This window comes from Caulobacter segnis (assembly GCF_019931575.1).
In the GTDB taxonomy this organism is placed as follows: Bacteria; Pseudomonadota; Alphaproteobacteria; order Caulobacterales; family Caulobacteraceae; genus Caulobacter; species Caulobacter segnis_C.
In genome coordinates, this window is the sequence record NZ_CP082923.1 from 3,834,111 (window position 1) to 3,853,279 (window position 19,169).

23 protein-coding genes and 5 pseudogenes are annotated in these 19,169 nt (G+C 71.6%); 7 read left to right on the forward strand and 21 right to left on the reverse strand.

Going from position 1 to position 19,169, the window contains the following annotated elements; all coding sequences use genetic code 11:
• The 3 genes and pseudogenes from K8940_RS17585 to K8940_RS17595 form a co-directional block, all read right to left on the reverse strand.
• A pseudogene (locus K8940_RS17585) lies at positions 1-517 on the reverse strand (NlpC/P60 family protein); the annotation flags it as partial.
• A gap of 19 nt (positions 518-536) precedes the next feature.
• Positions 537-1,163, reverse strand: a complete 627-nt coding sequence (locus K8940_RS17590; RefSeq protein WP_223391365.1) for a DUF2163 domain-containing protein — start codon at positions 1,161-1,163, stop codon at positions 537-539.
• On the reverse strand, positions 1,163-1,795 hold the full coding sequence (locus K8940_RS17595) for a DUF2460 domain-containing protein (RefSeq protein ID WP_223391366.1): 633 nt from the start codon (positions 1,793-1,795) through the stop codon (positions 1,163-1,165). Before K8940_RS17595 ends, K8940_RS17590 begins: the two co-directional genes overlap by 1 nt.
• A 153-nt stretch (positions 1,796-1,948) precedes the next feature.
• Here K8940_RS17595 and K8940_RS17600 point away from each other — a divergent pair, with 153 nt between their 5' ends.
• The gene (locus K8940_RS17600) at positions 1,949-2,413 is read left to right on the forward strand and encodes a DUF805 domain-containing protein (RefSeq protein ID WP_223391367.1); all 465 of its coding nucleotides are present in this window, start codon (positions 1,949-1,951) and stop codon (positions 2,411-2,413) included.
• Here K8940_RS17600 and K8940_RS17605 read toward each other — a convergent pair.
• From K8940_RS17605 to K8940_RS17635, 7 genes are all read right to left on the reverse strand, one after another.
• Entirely contained in the window at positions 2,410-2,919 is a 510-nt protein-coding gene (locus K8940_RS17605; RefSeq protein WP_223391368.1) for a phage tail tape measure protein, read from the reverse strand. The two genes, K8940_RS17600 and K8940_RS17605, sit on opposite strands and share 4 nt — an antisense overlap.
• A complete protein-coding gene (locus K8940_RS17610; RefSeq protein WP_223391369.1) occupies positions 2,916-3,098 on the reverse strand; it encodes a phage tail assembly chaperone in 183 nt (60 codons plus the stop codon). Before K8940_RS17610 ends, K8940_RS17605 begins: the two co-directional genes overlap by 4 nt.
• Entirely contained in the window at positions 3,095-3,379 is a 285-nt protein-coding gene (locus K8940_RS17615; RefSeq protein WP_223391370.1) for a GTA-gp10 family protein, read from the reverse strand. Before K8940_RS17615 ends, K8940_RS17610 begins: the two co-directional genes overlap by 4 nt.
• 2 nt (positions 3,380-3,381) lie before the next feature.
• A complete protein-coding gene (locus K8940_RS17620; protein ID WP_223391371.1) occupies positions 3,382-3,798 on the reverse strand; it encodes a phage major tail protein, TP901-1 family in 417 nt (138 codons plus the stop codon).
• A gap of 13 nt (positions 3,799-3,811) precedes the next feature.
• Entirely contained in the window at positions 3,812-4,204 is a 393-nt protein-coding gene (locus K8940_RS17625) for a DUF3168 domain-containing protein (protein ID WP_223391372.1), read from the reverse strand.
• Positions 4,201-4,470, reverse strand: a complete 270-nt coding sequence (locus K8940_RS17630; protein WP_223391373.1) for a head-tail connector protein — start codon at positions 4,468-4,470, stop codon at positions 4,201-4,203. The genes K8940_RS17625 and K8940_RS17630 overlap by 4 nt, the downstream gene beginning before the upstream one ends.
• Before the next feature lie 115 nt (positions 4,471-4,585).
• Positions 4,586-5,812 carry a phage major capsid protein gene (locus K8940_RS17635; RefSeq protein WP_223391374.1) on the reverse strand — a complete coding sequence of 409 codons (1,227 nt, stop codon included), beginning with the start codon at positions 5,810-5,812 and terminating at the stop codon, positions 4,586-4,588.
• A 146-nt stretch (positions 5,813-5,958) separates the two neighbouring features.
• On the opposite strand from K8940_RS17635, the gene K8940_RS17640 reads away from it, so the two are divergent.
• Positions 5,959-6,315: a bleomycin resistance protein gene (locus K8940_RS17640; RefSeq protein ID WP_223391375.1), complete on the forward strand. Its 357-nt coding sequence runs from the start codon at positions 5,959-5,961 to the stop codon at positions 6,313-6,315.
• Here the strand turns inward: K8940_RS17640 and K8940_RS17645 are convergent.
• The 3 genes and pseudogenes from K8940_RS17645 to K8940_RS17655 form a co-directional block, all read right to left on the reverse strand.
• Positions 6,302-6,724, reverse strand: a complete 423-nt coding sequence (locus tag K8940_RS17645) for an HK97 family phage prohead protease (RefSeq protein WP_223391376.1) — start codon at positions 6,722-6,724, stop codon at positions 6,302-6,304. The two genes, K8940_RS17640 and K8940_RS17645, sit on opposite strands and share 14 nt — an antisense overlap.
• Complete coding sequence (locus K8940_RS17650; RefSeq protein ID WP_223391377.1) at positions 6,721-6,969, reverse strand: hypothetical protein; 249 nt, start codon at positions 6,967-6,969, stop codon at positions 6,721-6,723. The genes K8940_RS17645 and K8940_RS17650 overlap by 4 nt, the downstream gene beginning before the upstream one ends.
• Positions 6,966-8,266 (reverse strand): annotated as a pseudogene (locus K8940_RS17655) (phage portal protein). The gene K8940_RS17650 and the pseudogene K8940_RS17655 overlap by 4 nt, the downstream one beginning before the upstream one ends.
• Here K8940_RS17655 and K8940_RS17660 point away from each other — a divergent pair.
• Positions 8,238-8,624, forward strand: coding sequence for an endonuclease domain-containing protein (locus tag K8940_RS17660; RefSeq protein ID WP_223391378.1), 387 nt, complete (start codon positions 8,238-8,240; stop codon positions 8,622-8,624). The pseudogene K8940_RS17655 and the gene K8940_RS17660 overlap by 29 nt on opposite strands.
• 62 nt (positions 8,625-8,686) lie before the next feature.
• On the opposite strand, the gene K8940_RS17665 is transcribed toward K8940_RS17660, so the two are convergent.
• From K8940_RS17665 to K8940_RS17670, 3 genes are all read right to left on the reverse strand, one after another.
• On the reverse strand, positions 8,687-9,973 hold the full coding sequence (locus K8940_RS17665) for a DNA-packaging protein (RefSeq protein WP_411675564.1): 1,287 nt from the start codon (positions 9,971-9,973) through the stop codon (positions 8,687-8,689).
• Positions 9,855-10,280 carry a hypothetical protein gene (locus K8940_RS23955; protein WP_411675565.1) on the reverse strand — a complete coding sequence of 142 codons (426 nt, stop codon included), beginning with the start codon at positions 10,278-10,280 and terminating at the stop codon, positions 9,855-9,857. The genes K8940_RS17665 and K8940_RS23955 overlap by 119 nt, the downstream gene beginning before the upstream one ends.
• A 275-nt stretch (positions 10,281-10,555) precedes the next feature.
• Positions 10,556-11,437 (reverse strand): oxygenase MpaB family protein, encoded by an 882-nt coding sequence (locus tag K8940_RS17670; protein ID WP_223391379.1) that lies wholly within the window; start codon positions 11,435-11,437, stop codon positions 10,556-10,558.
• Between the two features lie 125 nt (positions 11,438-11,562).
• On the opposite strand from K8940_RS17670, the gene K8940_RS17675 reads away from it, so the two are divergent.
• The 4 genes and pseudogenes from K8940_RS17675 to K8940_RS17685 form a co-directional block, all read left to right on the forward strand.
• Positions 11,563-13,146 (forward strand): aldehyde dehydrogenase (NADP(+)), encoded by a 1,584-nt coding sequence (locus K8940_RS17675; protein WP_223391380.1) that lies wholly within the window; start codon positions 11,563-11,565, stop codon positions 13,144-13,146.
• Positions 13,147-13,250: 104 nt separating this feature from the next.
• Positions 13,251-13,349: pseudogene (locus K8940_RS23960) on the forward strand (hypothetical protein); the annotation flags it as partial.
• Between the two features lie 72 nt (positions 13,350-13,421).
• Positions 13,422-13,730, forward strand: coding sequence for an ArsR/SmtB family transcription factor (locus tag K8940_RS17680; protein ID WP_223391381.1), 309 nt, complete (start codon positions 13,422-13,424; stop codon positions 13,728-13,730).
• Positions 13,727-13,984, forward strand: a pseudogene (locus tag K8940_RS17685) (SRPBCC domain-containing protein); the annotation flags it as partial. The gene K8940_RS17680 and the pseudogene K8940_RS17685, both read left to right, overlap by 4 nt.
• A 206-nt stretch (positions 13,985-14,190) precedes the next feature.
• On the opposite strand, the pseudogene K8940_RS17690 reads toward K8940_RS17685, so the two are convergent.
• The 5 genes and pseudogenes from K8940_RS17690 to rutR all read right to left on the reverse strand — a co-directional run.
• A pseudogene (locus K8940_RS17690) lies at positions 14,191-14,268 on the reverse strand (hypothetical protein); the annotation flags it as partial.
• 84 nt (positions 14,269-14,352) lie between these two features.
• The gene (locus tag K8940_RS17695) at positions 14,353-14,778 is read right to left on the reverse strand and encodes a c-type cytochrome (RefSeq protein WP_223391382.1); all 426 of its coding nucleotides are present in this window, start codon (positions 14,776-14,778) and stop codon (positions 14,353-14,355) included.
• Between the two features lie 2 nt (positions 14,779-14,780).
• Positions 14,781-16,376, reverse strand: a complete 1,596-nt coding sequence (locus K8940_RS17700) for a flavin monoamine oxidase family protein (RefSeq protein ID WP_223391383.1) — start codon at positions 16,374-16,376, stop codon at positions 14,781-14,783.
• A 236-nt stretch (positions 16,377-16,612) separates the two neighbouring features.
• Positions 16,613-18,241, reverse strand: coding sequence for an ATP-binding protein (locus K8940_RS17705; protein ID WP_223391384.1), 1,629 nt, complete (start codon positions 18,239-18,241; stop codon positions 16,613-16,615).
• Between the two features lie 106 nt (positions 18,242-18,347).
• On the reverse strand, positions 18,348-19,100 hold the full coding sequence (rutR, locus tag K8940_RS17710) for an HTH-type transcriptional regulator RutR (protein ID WP_223391385.1): 753 nt from the start codon (positions 19,098-19,100) through the stop codon (positions 18,348-18,350).
• Positions 19,101-19,169 lie beyond the last annotated feature (69 nt).

The window sequence follows — 19,169 nt, forward strand, 5'->3', positions numbered from 1 at the left end:
TTATTCCTCTGGGAGTGGGAATCTGAATGCCGCCGCCAGCCGCTCCCGCCACCAGCGGCCCAGCGCGCTCTCGACACAGGCCCGGCCCCAATAGGCGTGGATCATGCGGTCGGGGCCGGACTGGATCGCGCAGTGCTTGGCGACCGCGCCGGGGGCCATTCGGAAGACCAGGACGTCGCCGGGTTCCGGGACGTCGGTGGGGATCAGCCAGCGTCCGAAGGCCTCGAGCAGCCGCTCGCCCCCGCCGATCTCGGCCCAGTCGGGGCGATAGGGCGGCGGGGCTTCGGGCTCGACGCCATGGAGCGCACGCCAGACGCCGCGCACCAGGCCCAGGCAGTCGCAACCGGCGCCCAGCGTCGAGGCCTGGTGGCGATAGGGCGTGCCGAGCCAGAGGCGGGTTTGGGCGAGGACTAAATCCTCCCCCCAGCGGGGGAGGTGTCGGGCCGCCAGGGACGACGGAGGGGGAGGAAGGTGATCATCCTTCCGCCCCCTCTGGGGGCGGACGACCGCGCGCTGGCGCGCGGTCAGGTGGGGGCTCACCGCCGCCCCCCGTCGTTGCGCTCGCCCTCGACCGGGTACAGCGTCAGGAAGTCCTCGCCGGGCGCGGTGGGAAAGCCCCGGAAGTTGACGCCGTTGGCGAAGGTCGCCACGCACGTCGCCCACCGCTTGTCGCAAGCCGCGCCGGCCGGCGGGGTGATCCCGCAGCGGGCGTCGCCCAGCCGCGCGTCGCACAGCCGAGTGAAGGTCCGCCCGGCCACGCGCTCCAGGTCGGCCAGCGGCCCGGCCAGGGTGGCCTTAAACGCCTCGCCCTCGCGCGACACCGCCGCGATGGTGGCGGTCCACAACCGCACCAGGCGCGTGGGCGCGCGCCAGTCGACGCGCAGCGCCGCGACCCTGGCCCCGTCATAGAGCCCGGCCGCCAGGTCGGTCGCCGTGATCCCCGCGTCGTCCAGCACGCCCAGCGCCGCGCCCTGACCGGCCGCGTAGCCGGCGGCGGTCTCGCTGGCGCCCGGGCTCCAGCCGCCGCCCGCCCGGCAGGTCACGCCGTCGACAGAGAGGTCGCGATCGTGGTCGGTGAAGCCCAGCACCGTCCCATCGGCGCGGGTGACGATCCAGGCTTGGCACAGCCGGCCCGGATCCAGGTCTTCCGGGAGGGCGCGCATCAGACCCGCACCTCGACCAGGGCGCAGGCGGCCACGCGGCCGGCGGCGAAGCCCTCCAGGGTCACGTCCAGCCGGTCGAGATCGAAGCGCACGGGCGTGTCGAACTCGAACCCCGCCGTCACCGCCGCCCCGGCGGCCGGAGCCGTGGTCAGGGTGACCAGGCCCGTCGTGGCGTCGACCGCGACAGCGCCGGCGGCCAGCGTCACGCCCGCCACCGCGACCTTGACCGTACCGGCGACCGGCTTGGCGATCGGCCGGACCACCGCCTGGGCGCCGGTCCCGTAGGTCTTGACCAACTGGAAGGCCTTGGTCGTCCCGTCGCCGGTCCCCAGCGCCTGGTCGCTCGCCGCAGGCTGGGCCGAGGGCGCGCACGACTTGAAGTCGGTGGGATCGCGGAACCGGAAGCCCGCCAGCCGACCGCCCCGCGCCTCGAAGAACGAAACGAGCTCGGCCACCTCGTCCAGCGGGCGGGCGGCGGTGGCGATCAGGAACCGGCGGCGGCCGAGCGTCCAGGGACTGGTGCGGCGCTCGAAGCCCGAGGCCAGGGTGACGATCTCGGTGCGCCGCTCGATCCCGCCCGTACAGCCGAACGCCAGGCGCGCGGGCAGGCGCGCCTCATGGAACTCGCTCATGGCGATCCCCCACTCACGGAAAAGGTTTGCAAGAAATTTGATGGAAAGCGGAGCCGTTGCCGCCAAAGGCCATTAAGTCTGCGTCATGACCCGCTTTTCACTTCATGCGCGGGACTTGGAGCCCTAGGTATGGGTCCAAGATTGGAGACCGAAATGGATTGGAAGACCCTGTTCCTGTCGCCCGAGGGCCGCATCGGCCGCCAGGCGTTCTGGATCGGCTGGCTTTGCCTGTTGGGCGCCAACGTGGTGCTGAACGCCGTCCCGGGTCTGGGCCATGTCGTGGCCTTGGCGCTGATCTATCCCAGCGTCTGCGTCCACTCCAAGCGCCTGCACGACATGGGACAGACCGGCTGGTGGCAGCTGCTGCCCTGGGTCCTGGGGCCCATCCTCGTGTTCGGGGCCATCGCCTCGGTGGGCGTCTCGGCCCTGATGACCGCCATCAACGGCGGCGAGCCCTCGGCGGCCCTGTTCGCCACCATCGGCGGCCTCCTGATGTCGATGTTCATCGCCTTCGCCATCTGGCTGGCCTTCACCCTGTGGGTCGGCTGCAGCAGCGGCCAGGCCGGCGACAACCAGTACGGCGCGCCGCCCACCGACACCGCCGCGGTGGCGCTCTAGAGGCGCCGCGCCCCTAGGGACACCGCCCGCGCCAGGGCCTGGGCGAGCTGGGCGTCGGAGCGGATCAGGCCGGGGGTGTCGCCGCCCTGGACATTGACCGTCACCGACACCCCGCCGGCCGTTCCGACCGGTTCGACCGTTCCCGCGCCATGCGGGCGGAACAACTCCGGCCCGCGCTCGCCGACCAGATAGGCCCCGCCCGGCAGCACCGGGCCGCCGTCGGCCCTGGCTCCCGCGAAGCTCTTCGAAATCGCCTCGGTGAGGCCCCCGCCCTTCAGCGCCGCCCCGGCCGCGCCCAGCACGGCGCGCGCCAGTTCGGCCAGCGACACCTGGCCGTCCGAAGCCGCGCGGGCCAGCGACCGGGCCAGGGACGTCCCGGCGCGGGCGAAGGCCTCGTCGATCGACCGCGCGGCCCGCTCGGCCGGGGCCTTCAGGGCGTCCAGCGCCGCGGCCGCCTCGGCGGCGCGGGCGGGGACGGTCCCCAGCCCGTCCTGTTCGAAACTCATGGGATCGTCTCCTCGTCGGGATAGCGGGCGATCAGGGCGGCCAGGTCGGCGCGCGAGGGAACCGGCGTCGGCGCAACCTCGGTCAGGGCCCGCCACTCAGCCAGGGACAGCCGCCAGAACGCCTCGGGCCCGATCCCCAGCCGCGCGGCCAGGCGCAGCGGTTCGGCCCAGGCGGTCATGCGCAGGCCGCCAGGGCGGCCGCCAGGGCGCTGGCGGCTTCGGGGACCGTGGCGCGGGCGGCGATCGCCGGATCCTCGCCGCCGCCGTCCAGCAGGGCGGCCAGGATGGCCGACAGCTCGCCGGCCGACAGGGTGGCGATGCGCTCGGGCAGCTGGCTCCAGTCCGAGAGGCCCAGCGCCGCCTCGATCCGCGCCAGGGCGCCCAGGGTCAGACACAGCCGCCGCGGCGCGCCGGCGATCGTGACGGCCACCTCGCCGCGGGCGGGGTTGGGGGGCGGCATCGTCAGATCGCCGTGAACGTCACGGCGCCTGCGCTGGCCAGGCTCAGCGCGAACGCCGCCTCGCCGTCGTGTTCGCCGGCGTATTCCAGCGCCGCGACGACGAACGGGCCCTCCAGCTGGCCGAAGTCGGGGACCACCAGCCGCCAGGTGCGGGCCGACTGGTCGAAGAAGCTGGTCCGCACCTGGGCGTCCGAGGCCGCGTCGCGGAAGATCCCCGAGCCCGACACGGCCACCGACTTGACGCTGGCCCCGGCCAGCAACTCGCGCCAGCGGCCCGTGCTGTCGCTGTCGGTGGCGTCGATGGTCTTGGCGTTGAGGCTGATCGTCCGGGCGCGCAGGCCCGCGACGGTGTGGAAGGTCGGGGCCTGGGCCCCGTCGCTGATCTTCAGCAGCATGTCCTTGCCGGCTTGGGCGGCCATGGGTCTCTCCGTGTCAGGAAGCTTCGGTCACCGCCCGCACGCGGACGATCCCCAGGGTGGTCTCGCGGTCGGCGCCGGCGAAGCAGTCGGCATAGGGCACACGCAGATTGACCAGCCGCCGGCCGCTCAGGACCGGCCGCGCGTCGTGCAGCGCCGCGCGCACCGCCGCGACCAGGGCGCGCGCCTCCTCAGGTCCGCCGAAGCGGCTGGCGCAGGTCAGGGTCAGCAGGTGCTCGATGGCGTCGCCCTCCCCTGCTGGCCGGCCTTCCGACCGGGTGACGACGATGCAGGGATAGGTCGGCAGGCGGGGCGCGGTCGCGTAGACGCGCTGGCCGGCGAGGACGGTGACGGCGGGCGCGGCCTTCAGGCTGGCGACCAGGGCGTCGATCAGGGGCTTGTCGCTCACAGCCGCGCCTTTCGATAGGGGGTCAGCCACGGCTCGACGAGGGCCAGCGCGGGCTCTCCGGCGTCCCGGTGCTCGTAGGCGTGGGCGACCAGGGTCAGGACGGCCAAGCGCAGCGGCGCCGGGCTGACGGCTGTCAGGGCGACGCCGGCGGCGCTGGCCACGCGGGCCTCGGCGGCGTCGATCAGGATCGTGAGGACCGCGTCCTCCGAGGCGTCCGGCACGCGCAGGAACGCCCGGGCCTCGGCCAGGGTGAGGGATTGGGGCATGGGGATTTCCGGGAAAGGGGGTCACTTGCCCCCTCCGCGCTTCGCGCTCCTCCCCCGGAGGGGGAAGAAGGACGGCGGCGCAGGTCAGGTGGGGGCAAGTGACCGGGTCAGACGATTAGCTCGCCGCGAACTTCAGCAGCTTCACGGCGTCGAAGTTCTGCACGCCGCCGCCGACGCGCTTGGTGGTGTAGAACAGCACGTGCGGCTTGGCCGAGTACGGGTCGCGCAGCACCCGCACGCCGGCGCGGTCGACGATCAGGTAGCCCTTCTCGAAGTCGCCGAACGCCACCGACAGGCTGCTCGCCGCCACGTCGGGCATGGCCTCGATCTCGGTGACCGGGAAGCCCAGCAGGGACGCCGACTGGCCCGGCTGCAGGGCCGCGTTCCAGATGTAGTTGCCCTGCGCGTCCTTGAACTTGCGCACCGCGCTGACCGTGCGGCGGTTCATCACGAAGCGGCCGTTCTGGCGGTACTGGGTCTTGGTCGCGTAGATCAGGTCGATGAGCTTGTCGGTCGGGTTCGAGGCGGTCCAGCCGCCGGCCACGCCGGTGGCCAGGTAGCCGAGCTGCCCCCAGGTGTAGCTGGCGTCCGGCGCGGCGGTGTAGGCCAGCACGCCCTTGGGCTTGTTGACCCCGTCGCCGGTCACGAAGGCTGTGGTCTCCTGGGCGGCGAAGGCGTCCTGCACCTCCTCGGCCAGCCATTCGTCGATGCTGACATAGGCGTCGTCCAGCAGGGCCTGGGTGGCGGCCGGGCTGGCGTAGAGCTCGCCGGCCGGGAAGTCGATGACGTCCAGGGTCGGGGCGGTCGTCTCGGGCCGCGCGGCGGTCTCGGCCACCCAGGCGGCGGCCAGGCCCGTCGGCGACACCGGCTTGCGGAAGGTCCCGGCGCCGATGGTGCGCACCTGGCAGATCTCGCGCATGGGGCTGGTCGCCGCCAGGCGACGCAGGATCAGCCGCTCCAGCTCCGGCGGGGCGACATAGCCGCCGGCCGTGGCCACGCCCTCCGACAGGCCCTTGGCTTCCAGCAGCGCGGAGGCCGTCTCGCCGGTCTTCACATAGCGGTCGAAGGCGGCCTTGCGCTCGTCCACGACATGCGCCAGCGGCGCGTCAGCCGAAAGGGACGGCCGCCGCAGGTCGCTCATGATCCGGTCCAGCCGCGCCTGGGCCTGGGCGACGGCCTCGTCGATGCGGCCGACCTTCTCTTCCAGCAGGACGTCGGCCCGCTTGGTCTCGATAGCGGCCAGGCGCTGGTCGTTGGCGGCCTTGAAGCTCTCGAACGCCGTCAGGACGTCGGCCAGCGCCGCGCGGGCCTCGGGCGAGGCCGCGTGTTTGGTTTCCTTCATGGGGATCTCCGGAAAAGTCCCCTCCCCTTGATGGGGAGGGATTGGGGTGGGGAGGGATGAGGATGTGTGGGGTGATGCGGCCTTGGCCGCGCCCCAGCCCTTCCCCGCCAGGGAGGAAGGGAGTTCGAATCTGCTAGGCTCGCGCCATGACCGACCAGGCCACGCCAAACCTGCCATCCCGCGACTTCGAGGTGACCGAACGCTTCTATGTCGCGCTCGGGTTCGAGCGAGGCTCCCGCGACGATGGCTGGATGATCCTGCAGCGCGGGAAACTGACGCTGGAGTTCTTCCCGTTCCCGACGCTGGACCCGTTGGTCAGCAACTTCAGCTGCTGCCTGCGCGTGGACGACCTGGCCGGCTTCCACGCGGTGTGCAAGGCGGCGGGCGTCGAGGAGAAGACCACCGGATGGCCCCGCCTGCACCCGGCCCGCGAGAGCGGTCCGATGGTCATGGCCTCCCTGATCGACCCGGACGGCACGCTGGTGCGGCTCATCCAGAACTGACCGCCGGCGCCAAACTCAGGCGCGCGCCCGGCAGCATCGGGAAGGTCACGATCGACACCTCCCACAGCTCGACGCGGGACAGCACGCGCAGGCGGCCCTCCGTGCGGGCCTTCACCTGGCGGAAGCCGATCGACAGGCCGTCCAGGGCCCCGGCCTCGACCAGGGCGGCGACGAGTCTTCCTCTCGGGGTCGCGCGCAGAATGCGGCCGCGCACGAACAGGCCCTTGGCGTCCTCGACCACCGCGTCCCAGACGCCGACCGGCTCGGTCTCGTCGTGCTGGTGCAGCATGACGACCGGCGCGCCCTCAGCCAGGCTGGCGGCGAAGGCCCCGGCCGCGGTGACGTCGTCATTGAGGTCGCGGGTCCAGAACAGGGAGGCGTAGCCTTCGATCTTCAGCTCATCCTTCATGGCGCGCGCTCCAGTCGGGCTTCGATGCGGGCCAGGCTCTGGCGGCTGGCGGTCGCCTGTTCCTCCAGCCGCGCCAGGCGCTCGGCGACGGGAGCCTGAGCCTCGAGCCGGCGCTGCATCTCGTCGATCCGGGCCGAGGCGCGGCCGGTCCACAGCAGGGCGGCGGCGAACTGCAGGGCCACGGCGACCAGGACGGCGGCCGAGACCTGGCGATCGAGGCGCCAGCGGTTGGCCGGCGCGCTCAATGCTCCAGCCCCGCCAGCCGGCGACGCTCGGCGTCGGTGAGGAAGCTCGCGGCCTGCAAGCGGCTCCACAGGGCGTCGCGCTCAGCCGATAGGGCCGGGACGGCGTCCAGGTCGGGGGCGATCCGCGCGCCGGGGAACTTGCCGCCCAGCCAGCCGGTCAGGGCCCGCGCCGCGCGCTCGGCCAGCGGGACCACCGTCCCGCGCCAGAAGGCGGCGTTGGCCTCGCGATAGTTGGCGTAGGTGTTGTCGCCGGGGATGCCCAGCAACTGTGGCGGTACGCCGAACGCCAGGGCGATCTCGCGGGCGGCGGCGTGCTTGCCCTGCGTGAAGTCCATCTCGGCCGGGGTCAGCGACATGGCCCGCCAGTCGAGGCCGCCTTCCAGCAAGAGCGGCCGGCCGGCGTTGGCCTGGCCCGAATGGGTGGCGGCCAGCTCGGTCTTCAGCCGGTCGAACTGCTCGTCGGTCAGGCGGTCGCCGGCGTCCTTGCTGCTGTAGACCAGCGCCCCCGAGGGCCGGGCCGAATTGTCCAGCAGCGCCTTATTCCAGGCGCTGGAGGCGTTGTGGACGTCGATGGCGAAGGCGGCCGCCTCCAGCGGCGAGAAGCCGTAGTGGTCGTGGGTCGGGTTGAACAGCTTCAGGTGCAGTATGGGCAGCCAGCCGTCGCCGTCACGCCCGATCCGCGCCGTGCGCCCGGCGGCCTGGTAGTCGTAGGCCAGCGGCCAGCCGCGCGGTCCGGGGACCACCGTCATCCGGTCGGGGCGCAGGGCGTAGAGCTCGGTGGGCGCGCCGTCCCCGGCCGCCTCCAGATAGGCGTTGCCGGCCACCTGCAGACTCCCGAAGAACCCCTCCATCAGGTCGGCCCCGCCCTGCTCGGGATTGGGCCGGTCGAGGAGGCGCTTGAGCGGGTGATCGTCCGCGCGCCGACCGTTCGCGAACACGGCCAGCGGCGTCGAGGCGGCCGCCTCGGCGATCAGCCGCACGCAGCGATAGGCGACAGGGTTCTTCGCGAATCCCTCGGCCGCCAGCGCGCCATAGTCCCGCGGCGTCCACTGCGGCCGCCCGCCGGTGGTCAGGGCGATCAGCCGCGCGGCGCGGGAGTCCTTGTGTTCGCGCCGGGGATTGGGCGGGCGGGGTTTGAAGAGGGGCATGGGACGCTCCCGACGGATTGAGAACAAAGAAAGAACGACCTAGAGTGGCGAAACCCGCCTTCTTCCCCCTTCGGGGGAGGAGGGCCGCAGGCCCGGAGGGGGCCAGTCAGGGAGTTCGCGATGTCAGCGCCCAAGACGACCGTCGCCAACGCGCGGCGCCTCAGGAAGGAAATGTCCAAGCCGGAATTGAATCTGTGGCGCGCCCTCAGGCGCGGCGCACTCGATGATCACAAGTTTCGAAGACAGCACCCGATCGGGCCCTACGTGCTCGACTTCTTCTGCTCGGCGCTGAGGCTGGCCGTGGAGGTCGATGGCTACGATCATTGCGTCGGGTCGCGGCCTCGGCGAGACTTGACGCGTGACCAGTGGCTGACCGCCATGGGGGTGCGAACGCTGCGAATTCCGGCACGCGAAGTGATGGCCTCCATGGACGACACGCTCTCCACGATCCGAGACCTCATCGCTCGCTTGCCCCCTCCGGATGCTTCGCATCCTCCTCCCCCGTAGGGGGAAGAAGGGCCGCGGCGTCCTCCGGGCCACCTCCCCCGCATCGCGGGAGAGGATCTTGATCACAGAGCCCGCAGCCTCGGTGTTCGACCGACACCCAGCATCAACTCGCTCACCGCCCAGACCAGGGCGTCGGCGCGGTCGGGGCTGTGTTCCAGTTCGCCGGAGCCCAGGGCCATCAGCTCCTCCTCCAGTGCAACGAAGGCGCCGCAGTGGAGGACGCGGCCTTGTTCGTACAGAGCCGCCACGGGTTCGGCCCGAGCGCGCTTGCCCACCGAGGCCCGCACCAGCTTGACCCGGCACGGCGGGTCGGCCTGGGCCAGGACGCTGCGGACCATGTCGCCGCCCTGGTTGGCCTCGGCCACGAGGGCGTCGGCGGTCCAGGCCCGCGCGGCCGCGACCGCCTTCGCGGCCCAGCCGGCGGGGGAAAGGCCGCGCGCGGTCTCGTCGGCCAGGACGAAGGCGCGGTCGTCGCGGCGGCCAACGACCACGATCCCGCAGGCGTCGCCGGTCGCCGTGGCGGGCGGGTCGACGGCGACCACCACGCGGTCCAGCCGCGCGGGCCGGGCCGCCCGGCATCGCGCCAGGTCCTCGGCGCGGAACAGGCCGCCGTCGCTCTCGACGATCACCCCGTCCAGCTCCTGAGCGGCCAGGCGGGTGCCGCCATAGAGGCTCTCCAGCGTGCGCAGGAAGGCCGGGGCCAGGTTGGCGGCGTTGGCGACCGTGCCCGCGCGGCTGACATGGACCCCCGGCTCGGCCATCAGGGCCTTCAGCGCCCGCAGCGGGCGCGGCGTCGAGGTCACGACCAGGCGCGGATCCTCGCCCAGCCGCAGGCCGAAGCGCAGCATGGCCAGGGTCTCAGCGGGCTTGGGCCAGGCGCAGAATTCGTCGGCCCAGGCGGCGTGGAACTGTGGCCCGCGCAGGCTGTCGGGATCCTCGGCCGAGAAGGCGTAGGCGGTGGCGCCGTTGGGCCAGACCAGGCGCCGGCGCGAGGCCTCCCAGCGCGGGCGGAACAGCGGCCCGCCCATCGCCTTCAGCCCCGACGGCCCCTCGATCATCACCTCGCGCACGTCGTGCAGGGTGGGCCCGACCAGGGCCAGCGCCGGATAGGTTAGGGCGTTCCAAGTGATCCAGCGCGCCCCGGCGAAGGTCTTGCCCGCGCCGCGCCCGCCCAGCATCAGCCAAGTGGTCCAAGACTTGTAGTCCGGCGCCTGCTGATGCTCGAGCGGGTCAGCCAGGATCGCGCTGAGCAGGCGCTGCTGGTCCAGCGGCTCCAGCCCCGCCGTCGCTTCCGCCATCAGCTTGATCCGCTCGCCGCTTTCGCTCGACGAGATCAGCGATGCGAGCAAAGCGGGCGACAAGAGCGGCCTGAATTTCCTCGGGGTCGTCCGGGATGTCGGCATGCATGGAGACCTCGTCGTCGTCATTGGCCGCCTCGTCGGCGGGGGGCTTGGCGTTAGGCTCGGGAACCATGGTCGCGATCGCCTTGGCCGAGCGCGCGAAGACGCCGCAGGTGCGGGCCTCCTTCTCGATCTGGGCGATTTCGGCGGGATCCTTGGTCGCTTCGAGCCGGGTCCAGAGGGCGCTCAGTCGCCCCATGAGGCGGGTCTGCAGCGTCTCGCTCCAGTCCCTGACCTCGTCGCTTCTTCCGGCCATGACACAAAGATACGGCGCCAGCGGGCGCGGATCATTCAGGGGCGCGTAAAAGTGACAAGCGGTTGATTTCGTGGGATTCGATCTCGCGAACGCCGGGGATTGAGGGCGCTGAATGCTCGTGGTCCCTCCTCCCCATTAGGGGGAGGTGGATCGATGCGGATACGCATCGAGACGGAGGGGGTCCGCGAAGCGGTGCTGAAGAGGCCGCGCCCCAAAGCCCCCTCCACCGCCATTCGGCGGTCCCCCTCCCCCTAAGGGGGAGGAGAGACTGTCCGTCACCGCCGGTACAACCAGTTCCCCGGCAGCCCCATCCGCACGCTCGCCTCCCAGGGCGGCGCGCCGGGGATCGGCGTCCGGTCGGCTAGGCGGGCGGCGGCGCGGATGACCGGCAGTTCCAGGGGCCTCGGCAGCCATTCACGGCCCAGGCCCAGCACGTCCCGCACCGGCGCGGGGACCAGCCCCACCGCCGCCCGGATCAGCGGATGCTGCAGGCGACTGAGCGGTCCGGCGACCTTCACCGCCCGCATCAGCCCCAGGAACTCCAGCACGATGTCCGAGCGCTCCAGCCGGGGCAGCATGGCGGCCAGCTGGACTTCCCAGTCGGCCTCCGAGGTCGGCGCGCCCAGGGCGCCGTACAGGCGCGCGGCGGGGGCAGCCTCGGCGTAAAAGCGATCGCGGTCGGCGCGGGACAGGGGCTGGGCCAAGGCGTGATAGGCGCCCATGAAGCCGAAGCTGGCCGTGGCCTGCACCCAGTCCAAGAGCTCGACCGCGTCGGCGCGGTAGGCGGTCCCGTCGGGCGTGGTCCCGGCCACCCGCGCGTGCTGGCGGCCGACCCCGGCGATCATGGCCTCGGCGACCGAGCGCGCGCCATAGACCGTGACCATGGCCGCCAGGCCGGTGCGCTTGAGCCGCGTCAACGGGTCGGTGCGGAAGCTGGAGTGCTCCCACACCCCGGTGCGCACGCGCGGCTCGGCCAGTTCCAGGATCACCGCCGTGACCCCGCCGACGAACAGGGCGACCGGGTTCTTGAACACCCGCCACGACACCGAATCCGCCGCCGCCAGGGCCGCTTCGCCCGCCGGAGCGGTAAAATCGACGCGCGGACCGCCCGGAATCTCGAACAGGGACTTGGCGGCGTCGGCGAAACGGGCTTTCAAGGGCGCCTCCGGGGAAGGGTTTCCTCAGACAATAACGCCCAACCCGGCGAGCGCGCGCATGGACATGTCATGTTAGCGCTCCCATTTATGCGACGACCACTTCAAACCTTGCAGGGACGACCAACGTGCATCTGACGGGCGAGCTTCTGATCGGCGGCGAGAGCCGCAAGGGCGGCAACGGCGAGATCAAGGGGGTCAACCCCGCGACCGGCGAGATCCTGGAACCCGCGTTCGGCGGCGCGACCAAGGCCGATGTCGAGGCCGCCGCCGCGCTGGCCCATGAGGCCTTCGCCAGCTACCGCGCCCTCTCGTACGAGACCCGCGCGACGTTCCTGGAAGCCATCGCCGAGCACATCGAGGCGATCGGCGACGACCTGATCGTCCGGGTGATGGCTGAGACCGGCCTGCCCCGCCCCCGCCTGGAAGGCGAGCGCGGCCGCACCACCGGCCAGCTGCGCCTGTTCGCCAGCGTGCTGCGCGACGGCGGCTTCCTGGACGCCCGCGTCGACCCGGCCCTGCCCGACCGCAAGCCCCTGCCGCGTCCGGACCTGCGCCTGCGCAACGTGCCGCTGGGCCCGGTGGCCGTGTTCGGGGCGTCGAACTTCCCGCTGGCCTTCTCGGTGGCCGGCGGCGACACCGCCAGCGCCCTGGCGGCCGGCTGCCCGGTCATCGTCAAGGCGCATCCCGCACACCCCGGGACCTCGGAGCTGGTCGGCCGCGCCATCCAGGCCGCCGTCGCCTCGGTCGGCCTGCACCCGGGCGTGTTCTCGATGATCCACGACAGCGGCTACGAGGTCAGCCAAGCCCTGGTCGCCGATCCGCGCGTCAAGGCGGCCGGCTTCACCGGGTCGCGCCGCGGCGGCCTGGCCCTGCTGGCCATCGCCCAGGGCCGCCCCGAGCCGATCCCGCTCTATGCCGAGATGAGCAGCATCAATCCGGCGATCCTGCTGCCGGAAGCTCTGAAGGCGCGTGGCGAGAAGATCGCTCCGGACTTCGTGGCCGCCCTGACCCTGGGCGCGGGCCAGTTCTGCACCAATCCCGGCCTGATCCTGGCCATCGACGGCCCCGAGCTGGACGCCTTCGTCGCGGCCGCCGGCCAGGCGGTCGAGGCCGCCCCGGCCGCGGTCATGCTGACCCCCGGCATCTGCAAGGCCTTCGCGCATGGGGTCGCGGCCCTGAGCGAGGCCTCGGAAGTCACCACCGTGGCGCGCGGCGTCCCGGGTCCCGACGGCAGCCACACCGGCCGCGCGGCCCTGTTCAGCGTCGCGGCCAAGGCCTTCCTGGCCAATCCGCACCTGCACGAGGAGGTGTTCGGCGCCGCCTCGGTGGTGGTCCGCGCCGCCGACCAGGCCGAGCTGGCCCAGGTCATCGACGCCCTGGAAGGCCAGCTGACCATCGCCATCCACCTGGACGCCGGCGACCACGCCCTGGCCGGCGCCCTGCTGCCGGCGCTCGAGCTGAAGGCCGGCCGCATCCTGGTCAACGGCTTCGGCACCGGGGTGGAGGTGGCCAACGCCATGGTCCACGGCGGCCCGTTCCCCTCGACCAGCGACGGCCGCACGACCTCGGTCGGCACCCTGGCCATCGCCCGCTTCCTGCGCCCGGTCAGCTACCAGAACCTGCCCGAAGCCCTGCTGCCGGCCGAGCTGAAGACCGACAACCCGCTGGGCATCGCGCGGCGGGTCGATGGCAAGGTGAAGATCGGCTGACGATCAAAGCCCTCCTCCCCATTAGGGGGAGGTGGCTCGATGCGGATACGCATCGAGACGGAGGGGGTCCGCGCAAGCGGTTCTGAGGTTGAGCGCCCCCAAGCCCCCTCCACCGGCGTTCGCCGGTCCCCCTCCCCCTGAGGGGGAGGAGAAATCAAGGTCCTCCCCCTCAGGGGGAGGATTTCTTTTGCCCAAACACTTAAGTAATCACTTGACCATTTCCCCACCCCTCGATACTTAACCCCATGCCTAACCAACAGCCTTCGCTCGATCTGATGTTCCAAGCCCTCGCGGACCCCGCGCGGCGGAGCATGGTCGAGCGGCTCTCCAGAGGTCCCGCCTCGGTGAGCGAACTGGCGCGGCCGCTGGACATGTCGCTGCCGGCGGTCATGCAGCACCTGGCCATGCTGGAGGCAGGCGGGATCGTGGCGTCGGAAAAGGTCGGCCGGGTGCGCACCTGCCGGATCAATCCCGACGTCCTGAGCCTCGCCGAACAATGGATCAACCAGAGGCGCACCCAGTGGGAGCAGCGCCTCGACAGGCTCGGCGCGTTCCTGGCGGCCGAGGACGAGGACACCAAATGACAGATCGAAACGTCGTCCACGCCAGCTTCACCGTCGAGCGCGTCTACGCCGCCGCGCCGGCCCGGGTGTTCGCCGCCTTCGCCGATCCGGAGAAGAAGAAGCGGTGGTTCAAGGGCCCGGAGGAATGGGGCCCGCCCGACCAGAAGTACGACTTCCGTGTCGGCGGCGAGGAGCACAGCATCGGCGGCTCGCCCGGCGATCCGCCGCACCGGTTCTACAACCGCTATCTGGAGATCATCCCCGACGAGCGGATCGTCTACGCCTACTGGATGCACCACGGCGAGCCGCTGGCCTCGGCCTCGGTCGCGACCTGGAGTTCCGGCCGGAGGGCGCCGGGACGCGCCTGGTGGTCACCGAGATGGGGGCGTTCCTGGACGGGTACTATTCGGCCGAAGGCCGCGAGCACGGCATCCGGCTGCAGTTGGAGAGCATCGCGGCGGTGGTGGAGGGCGAAGGGTGAGCGTCGCCCTCTCCTCCCCCTCTGGGGGAGGGGGACCGGCGAACGCCGGTGGAGGGGGCTTTGGGCGCTGAACGTCAGAACCGCTTCGCGGACCCCCTCCGTCTCGATGCGTATTCGCATCGATCCACCTCCCCCTAATGGGGAGGAGAGTTCACATCCCCCTCAGTGACTCGCCGCCGCCGGCGGCTTGGCGATCTTCGCCACGTCGGCCTCCGTCACCGGCTTGGCGTACGCATTGCCGAAGTGCGTCCGGACATAGGTGATCGCCTCGGCCATCTGGGCGTTGCTCAGCGTGCCGACGAAGCCGGGCATGGCGCCCTTGCCGCCGGTCACCACCATGATCGGATAGGCCGCGCCGGCCAGCTTGGGATTGGACGCCAGGGCCGGAATGGTCCCCGCCCCCGTCCCGCCCTTGGCGTCGGCCATGTGGCAGGCCTGGCAGACCGCGCCATAGACCTGCTCGCCAGTCACGGGCTTCTGCGCGCGGACGATGCCGCCGCCGGTGTCTCCGCTGGCCGGGGTCTGGGCGATGGCGGGCATGGCCAGGAGCGAGGCGGCCAGCGCCGCGGACAGAACGATCTTGCTCATGATCACGCCTCCAGCGCGCGCTTGTGCAGACGGGTGATGGCGTCGATGGACGACAGCAGCGCGCCCTCCATCCAGCAGCCGACATAGCTGGCGTGCTCGCCCGCCAGGACGATGCGGCGGTCCATGCCGACCAGGGTCTGGTAGTGCTCCTTGCGGGTGTCCTCGTTCCAGCGGGCGCAGCAGCCCAGGGTCCAAGGCACGCGGCTCCAGGCCACCGAGGCGCCGCTGGCGAACTCCTTGCGATAGCTCTCCGGGTGCAGCACCGAACCCTGCTGCAGGGCCACCTCGATCCGCTGCTCGGGCGTCATGCCCGACAGGCGATAGGCCCCCATCTCGCGCGCGAAGGCGCCCAGCAGCACCGCCGGCCCGTCCTTGAACATGTTGTTGTTCGGATACGAGATCAGGGCGATCTCCTGGTCGGTGAAGCTGTGGCCGCCATAGATGAAGTCGTCCTCCTCCCAGAAGCGGCGCTTCATCTCCAGGCCGATCTTGACCTGGCCCGAATAGGGCACGGCCTTGATGGCGGCCATCATCTCGTCGGTCACAGCCAAGTCCATCTGGCCCAGGATCCCCAGCGGGATCGTACAGACGCACCAGTCGGCCTTGGCGTCGGCGGTCTTGCCCGTGGCCGTGTCGGTCCAGCTGACCACGACGCCCTTGTCGTCCTGGGCGATCTTGGAGACCTTGGCGTTGTAGGTGATCAGCCCTTCGACCTGCTTGGCGAAGGCCTTGCCGATCATGTCCATGCCGCCCACCGGCTGGAACATGGTGGTCTGCATCTCGTGACCCATGAAGAAGGCCATCGAGGTCCAGACCTGCGGGTCCAGCACGTCGTGCAGGCCGTAGAGGTCCTTGGACGGGATCGGCGCGCCATTGACCCCGCCGCCGCCCGGCCGCTCGAAGCCCCGGTGCGAGGAGGCCCGCAGGGACGCCGAGTACTTGTAGTCGTTGTCCAGCATGCCCCAGCCCTTCAGGGCCTCCAGCAGCTTGTCGCGGTCTTCTTGCGTGACCGTGTCGTCAAGGGCCTTGGCGTTGACCGACTTGGCCAGCAGCTCGGCGATGTTGCCCTCGAAATCGGCCGCGGCGGTGTTGAAGCGCACCGGCTTGCCGCCGAAGGCCTGGGACGAGTGGACCCAGCCCGAGTGGTTGAACTGGATGAACGGCTCCAGGGCCACGCCGAACTGCTTGCAGTAGTGCAGCAGCGTGCGGTGGTGGTGCGGGATCCGCCAGGGGCCGGGGTTCAGGTAGTTGCCGGGCGAGAAGGCCACCTTCTGGGTCGCGCCGCCCAGCTCGGTATAGGTATCGCCGCCGCGCAGCGACCAGTTGCGGCCGCCGGCGCGGTTCTGGAACTCCAGGACCTGGACCTTGTAGCCGGCCTTGCGCAGCTCGAACGCCGCCAGCATGCCGGCCAGGCCCGCGCCCAGCACGATCACCGAAGCTCCCGGCCGCGCGCCCTGCAGGCCGGGCGGGCCGTGGAACTGGGTCTCGGCCGCGTGGCCCAGCGTGGTCATCGCCTGGTACAGAGCCGCCGTGCCGCCGACCTTGGCGATGGCGGAAAGAAGCTGACGCCTGGTCGGCGCCCCGGAACGCGAATCCATCAAAAGCCCATTCCCAACTGAACCGCCCCAAACCCGCGAAGGAGTCGGCGATGCAGCGTCAGGGGCGCACGCGCGCGCCGACGGGGGCGAGATGCGCGGGGCCAGAAGTGGGCTGGCGGGCGTCAGGTTTGCGAATTATCGGGCGCCCGGACGAAGGACCTGCGCAGGGAACGTGCAGTCCCTTCAAACCCTACCAATCCGGTGCGTCATCCCGGAGAGCCCGAAATCATGAGCTCCTAGCGCACGACCCGCAGCGTCGGGCGGTCGGCGTTGACCTGGGTCAGGGGGACGGTGAAGTGGAAGCTGGAGCCCAGGCCCAGCGAGCTGTGGACGCCGATCGTCCCGCCCATCAGCTCGACCAGCTCGCGGCAGATCGACAGGCCCAGCCCCGCCCCGTCGTGGGCGCGGGTCGTCGAGGTGTCGACCTGGGAGAAGGTCTTGAACAGCGCCGGCTGGTGCTCGGCCGCGACGCCCTGGCCGGTGTCCTCGACCTCGAAGCGCAGGCCGCCCTTGGTCGCGGGACGCACCCGGACGGTCACCCCGCCCTCGTCGGTAAACTTGATGGCGTTGGCCACCAGGTTGCCCAGCACCTGGCGCAGGCGCATCGGATCGCCCGTCCAGCGACCGCGCAGCTCGGGCGCGATGTCGACGGTCAGGCCCAGCTCCTTGGCCGCCGCCGCGCCCGAGAAGGCCGCGCAACTGGCCTCGACCAGGGCGGCCAGGTCGAAGAGCTCGGCCCGCAGGCGCACGGCCCGGGTCTCCAGGCGGGCGATGTCCAGGATGTCGTTCAGCAGGACCAGCAGCGACTGGCCGGACTCGGTCAGCACCCGCAGGCGCTTGGCCTGGGGCTCGGACAGGGCGTCGGCGGCCATCACCTGGGCCATGCCCAGCACGCCGTTCAGCGGGGTGCGGATCTCGTGGCTCATATTGGCCAGGAAGCGGGTCTTGGCCTCGTTGGCGGCCTCGGCCTGTTCCTTGGCGGCGATCAGAGCCACGCGGCCGGCCTCCAGCTTGCGCAGGGCCTCGGTCACGCGGGTCAGCAGCACCGCGCCGGCGCAGCCCAGCACCCCGAAGCCGGCGGCGATCCAGGGGGCGATGCTCTTCAGCAGCGTCAGGCCAGGATTCACCGGCTTCCAGGCCAGAGCCGCCAGCGGCCGGCCATGGATGTCCGACAGGGTCACGCGCGGCGCCTTGCCATAGGGCTCGTCCAGCAGGGCCAGGGCGTCCAGCCCCAGGTCGTCGGACAGCTGGCGGATGAAGGCCGGGTCCATGCGGCGGGCCGAGACGACGATGGCGGGCGGGCCGTCATAGGCGTCGGCGACCGACCGGCTCTCGGGCGTGATGGCGGCGAAGGCGGTCAGATAGACCGCCCCGTCGACCCGCATCAGGCCGGTGCGGGTCACCTCCCCGGCGGTGCTCAGCCGGCCGGCGCGACGGGCGTCGCGGGCGTCGGCGGCGACGATCGCGGCGATCGGCGCGGCCTGTTCGGGGAAGTCGCCCAGCGCCGCCGCCGGGGTCCGCTTGCCGTCCAGCGAGGCGTAGGCCACCTGGCCCGAGCGGACGACGAAGGTCAGGTCGTGCTTGAACTGGTCGTGATAGTAGGTGGCGAAGTCGGTGTCGGCCCAGTGCGCGTCGATGGTCCAGCCCGTGGCCTTGTAGGCCTGGTCCCAGACCGTGGCCGAGGTCACCTCCCGCTCCATGCGCTCCAGCGCGCGGACGATCGTGCGCTGGGTGATCTCGATCTCGTCGACGGCCTCGATCCGGTCCAGCTGGCGAGCGGCCAGGGCCATCAGGGCCAGGGCGCCCAGGATCGAGACGACCACCAGCACCGAGGCCGCGCCGACGATCCCGAGGATCAGCCGCATCGGCCGCGCGCCTTTGTCCAGGGAAGGAGAGGTCGGCCGCGTCATCGACGCCACCATGGCGGCTCGCACGCGGCCGCGACACGTGACGCGTGGTCGCGGTCCGAGGTTAGCGGACCCTTACCCCGTCCAGCACCAGGGCCGTCACCGCGGCCAGGGTCTCGTCCATGAAAGCCTTGTCGGACAAGGACTTGCCCGACAGCGCCCGCACCTGGACGGCGAAGTCGGCATAGTGCTGGGTCAGGGCCCAGATCGCGAAGATCAGGTGCGGCGGATCGACGGGCGCCAACCGGCCGGCCGCGACCCAGGCCCGCACCACCGCGACCTTGGCGTCGAACACCGCCTTCAGCGGGCCGGCCAGCACCGGTTTCAGCAGCGGCGCGCCGCGCAGCATCTCCAGGGCGAACAGGCGCGAGACCTCGGGATGGTCACGGCTCAGGACCAGCTTGGCGGCGATCAGGGCGGCGATGGCGTCGGCGGGGTCGTCGGCCTCGGTGAAGCGGGCCAGCGGGGCCAGCCATCGCGAAAGCCCCTGCTCCAGCACCGCCACGTACAGCGCCTCCTTGGAGGGGTGGTAGTAGAGCAGGTTGGCCTTCGAGATCCCGGCCGCCTGGGCGATGGCCTCGACGCTGGCCCCGTCCAGGCCCTGGCGAGCGAACACGGCCAGGGCGCCCTTGAGGATCGCGGCCTTGCGGGCTTCGCCAGCCTGTGCCCGGCGGCCTCGGGGCGCCTGCGCCGCCTCGGTTTCGCCCAGGGTTTGAGCGGCCTTGACCAGCTTGCGGGCGCCCGAGGCCGGCTTGGCGGCGGGACGGGCGCTCGCCTTGCGCGGCGGCTTGACGGTCTTGGCGGCTGGCCCGGTCATGGCGCCTCGAACTTGGACCATTTGGTCAAACTTGGACCGAACGGTTCGGATTGCAACGTTCTGCGGGAT

Coding starts and splice junctions, on each gene's coding strand:
- K8940_RS17590 (WP_223391365.1), bottom strand. CDS start 1,163: ATGCGCGCCCTCCCGGAAGACCTGGATCCGGGCCGGCTGTGCCAAGCC.
- K8940_RS17595 (WP_223391366.1), bottom strand. CDS start 1,795: ATGAGCGAGTTCCATGAGGCGCGCCTGCCCGCGCGCCTGGCGTTCGGC.
- K8940_RS17600 (WP_223391367.1), top strand. CDS start 1,949: ATGGATTGGAAGACCCTGTTCCTGTCGCCCGAGGGCCGCATCGGCCGC.
- K8940_RS17605 (WP_223391368.1), bottom strand. CDS start 2,919: ATGAGTTTCGAACAGGACGGGCTGGGGACCGTCCCCGCCCGCGCCGCC.
- K8940_RS17610 (WP_223391369.1), bottom strand. CDS start 3,098: ATGACCGCCTGGGCCGAACCGCTGCGCCTGGCCGCGCGGCTGGGGATC.
- K8940_RS17615 (WP_223391370.1), bottom strand. CDS start 3,379: ATGCCGCCCCCCAACCCCGCCCGCGGCGAGGTGGCCGTCACGATCGCC.
- K8940_RS17620 (WP_223391371.1), bottom strand. CDS start 3,798: ATGGCCGCCCAAGCCGGCAAGGACATGCTGCTGAAGATCAGCGACGGG.
- K8940_RS17630 (WP_223391373.1), bottom strand. CDS start 4,470: ATGCCCCAATCCCTCACCCTGGCCGAGGCCCGGGCGTTCCTGCGCGTG.
- K8940_RS17635 (WP_223391374.1), bottom strand. CDS start 5,812: ATGAAGGAAACCAAACACGCGGCCTCGCCCGAGGCCCGCGCGGCGCTG.
- K8940_RS17640 (WP_223391375.1), top strand. CDS start 5,959: ATGACCGACCAGGCCACGCCAAACCTGCCATCCCGCGACTTCGAGGTG.
- K8940_RS17645 (WP_223391376.1), bottom strand. CDS start 6,724: ATGAAGGATGAGCTGAAGATCGAAGGCTACGCCTCCCTGTTCTGGACC.
- K8940_RS17660 (WP_223391378.1), top strand. CDS start 8,238: ATGTCAGCGCCCAAGACGACCGTCGCCAACGCGCGGCGCCTCAGGAAG.
- K8940_RS23955 (WP_411675565.1), bottom strand. CDS start 10,280: ATGGCCGGAAGAAGCGACGAGGTCAGGGACTGGAGCGAGACGCTGCAG.
- K8940_RS17680 (WP_223391381.1), top strand. CDS start 13,422: ATGTTCCAAGCCCTCGCGGACCCCGCGCGGCGGAGCATGGTCGAGCGG.
- K8940_RS17695 (WP_223391382.1), bottom strand. CDS start 14,778: ATGAGCAAGATCGTTCTGTCCGCGGCGCTGGCCGCCTCGCTCCTGGCC.
- K8940_RS17700 (WP_223391383.1), bottom strand. CDS start 16,376: ATGGATTCGCGTTCCGGGGCGCCGACCAGGCGTCAGCTTCTTTCCGCC.
- K8940_RS17705 (WP_223391384.1), bottom strand. CDS start 18,241: ATGCGGCTGATCCTCGGGATCGTCGGCGCGGCCTCGGTGCTGGTGGTC.
- rutR (WP_223391385.1), bottom strand. CDS start 19,100: ATGACCGGGCCAGCCGCCAAGACCGTCAAGCCGCCGCGCAAGGCGAGC.